General features: G+C 34.6%; 5 protein-coding genes and 1 pseudogene. 3 read left to right on the top strand and 3 right to left on the bottom strand.

What is annotated here, in order from left to right; translation table 11 throughout:
- Nucleotides 1-438: 438 nt before the first annotated feature.
- From V7024_RS23690 to dpaB, 3 genes and pseudogenes are all read left to right on the top strand, one after another.
- On the top strand, nt 439-690 hold the full coding sequence (locus V7024_RS23690; RefSeq protein WP_020059139.1) for a YlmC/YmxH family sporulation protein: 252 nt from the start codon (nt 439-441) through the stop codon (nt 688-690).
- Nucleotides 691-858: 168 nt separating this feature from the next.
- Nucleotides 859-1761 (top strand): dipicolinic acid synthetase subunit A, encoded by a 903-nt coding sequence (gene dpaA, locus V7024_RS23685; protein WP_335524497.1) that lies wholly within the window; start codon nt 859-861, stop codon nt 1759-1761.
- Nucleotides 1758-2183: pseudogene (gene dpaB / locus V7024_RS23680) on the top strand (dipicolinate synthase subunit B); the annotation flags it as partial. The gene dpaA and the pseudogene dpaB, both read left to right, overlap by 4 nt.
- 32 nt (nt 2184-2215) lie before the next feature.
- On the opposite strand, the gene V7024_RS23675 reads toward dpaB, so the two are convergent.
- The 3 genes from V7024_RS23675 to V7024_RS23665 form a co-directional block, all read right to left on the bottom strand.
- Entirely contained in the window at nt 2216-3763 is a 1548-nt protein-coding gene (locus V7024_RS23675) for a recombinase family protein (RefSeq protein WP_335524496.1), read from the bottom strand.
- A 52-nt stretch (nt 3764-3815) separates the two neighbouring features.
- Nucleotides 3816-4400, bottom strand: a complete 585-nt coding sequence (locus V7024_RS23670; RefSeq protein WP_335524494.1) for an ImmA/IrrE family metallo-endopeptidase — start codon at nt 4398-4400, stop codon at nt 3816-3818.
- A 707-nt stretch (nt 4401-5107) separates the two neighbouring features.
- The coding region (locus tag V7024_RS23665) for a hypothetical protein (protein WP_335524493.1) at nt 5108-5454 on the bottom strand (347 nt) is incomplete at its 5' end.

Below are 5454 nucleotides of genomic sequence, written 5' to 3'. Positions count from 1 at the left end.
TTGCTGCTATGCAAAATACAACCTGATTGCTACTTGCTTTCTTCTTTTGTTTTAAACCTTGTATGTAGGAGCAAAAGACCCTAAACGCTTCTGTACGGCTGGATACTCTTGTCTCTCCCTTAAAAAGAAAAGACGTTTTTATGTCGTTTTTTTAACTTATATATAAATCCACTTTGACTTTTCGACATATAGATTGCTATGCAGAAAAATAGATCCTGCTACTTTCTTTCTCCCTTTGTTTGAACTTCGCATGTGGCAGAAAAAGGCCCTGACCGCTTCTACGCATGGCTAGACGCTCTCGCCCAACTGAAAAAAAGGGTTTTATGTCGTTTTTTTAACTTGGATTTATATATATAGGCATTTTTTTGTGAAGTCTAGAATAGGTACTTAATATAAAAGAAATCTTTTAATAAAAATGTTATATATGGAGGGGATGGAATGCGATTAAGTGAACTAAGCGGAAAAGAAATTGTTGATTTACAACGTGCGGAACGAATGGGAGTACTAGGGCATGCCGACCTAGAGATTGATGAGAAAGATGGGAAGATTCAAGCGCTCATTATTCCAGTTGGAAAATGGGGAGGATTTAAAAGAGGGCAACAAGAAGTAAGGGTGGAGTGGAGTCGAATTAAAAAAGTAGGGCAAGATATGATCATTTTTGATCTTGTTAATTATTCAGATTTTAATTAAAAGATGACCATTGAGGTCGTCTTTTTTATTATGAAAATCTATAGATGTAAGTCATTCTTACTTTGTTGTTTTCAATCACCTTATACTCGTACATTACATATGATGTGGAGGAAAACGAAAAAGTAGGCACTTTTCTTATAATGAGAGAAAAAGAAGGTGAAGAAAAGAATGTTGACTGATATTCATATCGCTGTCATAGGAGGAGATGCAAGGCAGCTTGAAGTCATTCGTAAGCTAGTTGAGCTTGATGCGAAACTCTCATTAGTAGGTTTTGATCAGTTGGATCATGGATTTACAGGATCAGCAAAAGAGAGTATGCAAAATCTCGATTTTACTTTTTTAGATGCCATTATTTTGCCGGTAGCTGGAACTGATGCAAGCGGAAAGATTGATACAATTTTTTCTAATGCAAAAGTTATGATTACAAAAGAACAGATTGAAAACACACCAGCGCATTTTACGATATATTCAGGTATTAGTAACACTTACTTAGATACAATTGCTTCTTCAACGAATCGAAAACTTGTCAAATTGTTTGATCGTGATGATGTAGCGATTTATAACTCAATACCAACTGTTGAAGGGACTATTATGATGGTTATTCAACATACCGATTACACAATTCATGGGTCTACGGTAATGGTATTAGGTTTTGGGAGAACTGGAATGAGTGTAGCAAGAGCATTTCAGTCACTAGGGGCGAAAGTGAAAGTAGGTGCTCGTCGTTCTGAACATATTGCGCGTATTACAGAAATGACATTTACGCCATTTCAAATGCGAGATATAGAGCGAGAGGTACACGATGTTGACATTGTTATTAATACAATCCCCCATCTTGTTGTAACGGCAAGCGCAATTTCAAAAATGCCTGCTCATACATTAATTATTGATTTAGCCTCTAAACCAGGAGGGACAGACTTCCGCTATGCAGAAAAGCGAGGAATTAAGGCTTTGTTAGCGCCTGGACTTCCAGGGATTGTTGCACCAAAAACAGCAGGACAAATTCTCGCAAATGTCCTTTCTAATTTATTAATGGCAGATGTAGACGTGAGAAAGGAGAATAAAAAATGAGTGTAAAAGGGAAACGAATTGGTTTTGGATTAACAGGCTCACATTGTACGTATGCAGAAGTCATGCCCCACTTAGAAAAACTTGTTGCGGATGGAGCGGAAGTACGCCCTGTTGTATCATATACATTACAAACGACAAACACAAGATTTGGTGAAGGTACAGAGTGGATTGAAAAGATAGAAGCTATTACAGGTCATAAAGTAATTGACTCCATTGTGAAGGCAGAACCGCTTGGTCCGAAAATTCCATTGGATTGTATGGTTATAGCACCATTAACAGGAAATACAATGAGTAAATTTGCGAATGCTATGACAGATTCACCTGTATTAATGGCTGCTAAAGCTACCCTGCGAAATGGTAAACCTGTTGTATTAGCAGTTTCAACGAATGATGCTCTTGGATTAAATGGTGTGAATCTAATTACACCAACAAGATGACGACAAAGCACAAACGCTTATTTGTCGCCATCTTGAGGGAGCTTAGGGTAAAGCACGAGTTCGAAATCATCGAGTCTTTGCCACTTTTCCTTCTTATAAACAGCCTTTTCTAAAACTGACTTTAGGAGGCTGTTCTTTTTTTTCGGATCATCTGTTTTGAAATACAGATCAAGGACATGTTCCACTTGAGGAATAGTATCTTTCTTCACTTTTTCTTTTTTAATTTCTGTTTTAATTTCTTTCTTTAAGTTTTCCATTGTTGTAGTAATTTCACTTATACGATCAGAAACAACGTTAGAGCGTTCTAAAAACATATCGACAGTATAAACGCCACGCTCTAATAAGTCGTGTAAATTATTTTTTTGTTTTTGGACATCCACTAACTCTTGTTCAAGCTTTCGTAAAGCAGCTTGATTTATTTGTATCACTTGTGTTTCTTTTGCATTGCCACTGTTCTTATTTTCCTCGAAATCAGCTTTATAATTGATGTACCATTCTTTTAATGCCTCGAGTAAACGCTTTTCAATCAACTCTGTATAACTGGATTTATTTTCACAACCACGATGTTTACAATCCATTGTAGGTTTTCGATTCTTTGGATACCGTTGTACCATACTGTAGCCGCATTTTCCGCATCTAATAATCCCAGCTAGTGGATTCGTTAATCCATTTGTATTATAAGGAACATGATATCTTGTATTTAATTTCTCCTGTACCTTTTCAAATAAGCTTTCTGGGATGATAGGCTCATGTTTTCCATCAGCAATAATCCACTCTGATTTATCTTGCCTTGTATTACTACGTTTTACAGCATTAGGACGTTTTACTTCTTTTCTTTTTTGCCATGTGACTTTGCCAATATAAATATGATTTTTTAACATATCCAATATACTGTATGGGTTCCAATCATTACCTAACTTGCTTTTGTAGCCAAGCTCATTTAATTTACGCATAATTGCATTCGCACCCATATCTTCATTGGCATACCACTCAAATATCATTCTTACGACAGATGCTTCTTCTGAATTGATTACTAACGTGCGTTCACGTTTATTTAAGCGATGGATATCATATCCGTAAGGTGCATGTGTACCGAGGTAATTACCAGCCTCTACACTTGCGACACGACCGCGTTGCATACGACGTGTAATAATCTTTAATTCCTTACGTGCCATAAACGCCTCAAATTCGCTGTATTCTTCGTCCCACTCATCATTAAGGTCATAAGTCTTTCTAGGGGTCATAATCTTCGTATTCGAGCGTTTAAACGTCTCTAAAATGATTCCTTGTTCTTTCATACCACCACGACCTAAACGATCCATATCCATACAAAGAACAACATCATATTTGTTATCTTCAATTTCTTCGAGAAGTGCCAGCATTTCAGGACGCTTGACGAGGCTTTCTCCAGAAACGATTTCCTCCCGGACAGCTAAAACATTTAAGTTTTTCTCTTTGGCGATTTTTAGTAGGGTGGTGCGGTGTTTTGCTAAAGTTTCGCCTTCGCCGCGCGCTTCGGCTTCGAGATCAGCGCGGGATTTACGTAGGTAGATTGCTGTTTTCATAGAAATACCTCCTTGTATTAATATTAATTATACGAAAAGTAAGTATCATAAATTATAAAAAGTGATGTAAGTTAGTCATTAAATGTAGTTCAGTAGACTCTATTGTTTTTACTGAGTAAGTAGAGATGTTTGTGAAAAAAACATTTTGCAAGTGACTAGCTAGCAGTTGATTCTCATAATGTAACAAACGTTGCTCCGCAATATGAAATGAAACATTGAAAATTTCTGAAATAAGGTGTATTGATTCATTTCTTGTTTCGGGGAGTTCTAGTGTTCTTAACATAAAAGTCGGGATACAAAAATGTAATTTGAAATTGTTTGCTTTTGCTTCTTGGTAGTCTAAAAAACTTTTCGGTATGTATAGCTGATTCCCTACATGGAATAGCACATGACAAAGTTCATGACCAAAGTCTTCCCATTGTTGATAAGTCATGTTTCGATTATCAATAACAATACTGGATAAATCATTTTTACAAATAGCACGACTTCCAAATGGAGCAAAATGCAACCAAATATTCAGTTTTTTGGATATTTTAACCATGTCGATTTGTTCTGGAATAAAGATAGATAAAGAATGATATAATTTTTCGATGTAGTCTTCAATGTGTGTTGTGTAATAGGTCTGTGTTTTATGCATATCATTTCACTCCGTTATCAATTATACAAACGTATGTTCTTATTATAACAAAAAAAGAAAAACCTGGAATAGATTTTTCTTTTAATTATGCAGGTCTGATAAAAATAGTGTTGTTAACTTCTGATTTATAATCTCTTGATTCTACAAGTAAAGTAAATTCATTTTCCGCGATTTCTGTGAATTGAACTATAAATTTATATAGATAAAATTTGTTATTTACAATGATANNNNGATCTAGGCACCCTTTTAAAGAATACTCAAATTTTTCATTATGTGTTGAATAACTAATTTCTGGTGTACTTGGTGTACGAAATATTTGCCAACGTTTATTAGTGATTAGCTTAATATCTGGATTTCTGGGTATTTCGTAAGGTGAATTTACATATAAATATAGTTCATACATAATATTAGTAGATAAAAATGTACCGCTTGAAAGAATAGGACGGATAGCTACGTGAAAAAAATTATTACCTGTTTGATTGTTTTGGATACTAAGTGTAGAGATTTTCTTTTCATGTTCTAATATTGTTTGCTCTAATTTTTCTTGTTCATCTTTCCGAGAGAGCCAGGCATTTGTTAGTACTAGATTTATAATAACAAAAAATAGTAATGCAATACACAAAACTAAATATTCAGGTTTATCAAAGGTTCCACCAAGAAATGCGGAAGTGGCTTCAACAGCTACTGTGAGAATTATAATAATGCTATTAATAATTATTCTTTTCCAAGCCATATGTTACGTCCTTTACAAAATTTATTATGTATTCTTCTTCACTATTGTCAACGGATATCTTTCCATTTTTGTATATTGATACAAAATTAAAATTAGCTAAGAAGGATACATAGTCAATTTCTAATTGTAGATTATTCAGTTGAAATTCATTTATTGGAATGTTTTCATAATCGATAAAATCGTCGTATTCATCTTTATATTCAACTTTTTTAATGTGACCGTGGAAGAAAGAAATTAGTTTCTCTATATGCTTATTATTAAATTCTGTTGAACTAAATTCTGCACCTGTTTTTTTAGATAAGTATGCTGTAATGTCATTAA

The sequence above is a fragment of the Bacillus sp. JJ864 genome, from assembly GCF_036963045.1.
GTDB lineage: Bacteria > Bacillota > Bacilli > Bacillales > Bacillaceae_G > Bacillus_A > Bacillus_A pseudomycoides_C.
This window is presented reverse-complemented; position numbering and strand designations above follow the sequence as displayed.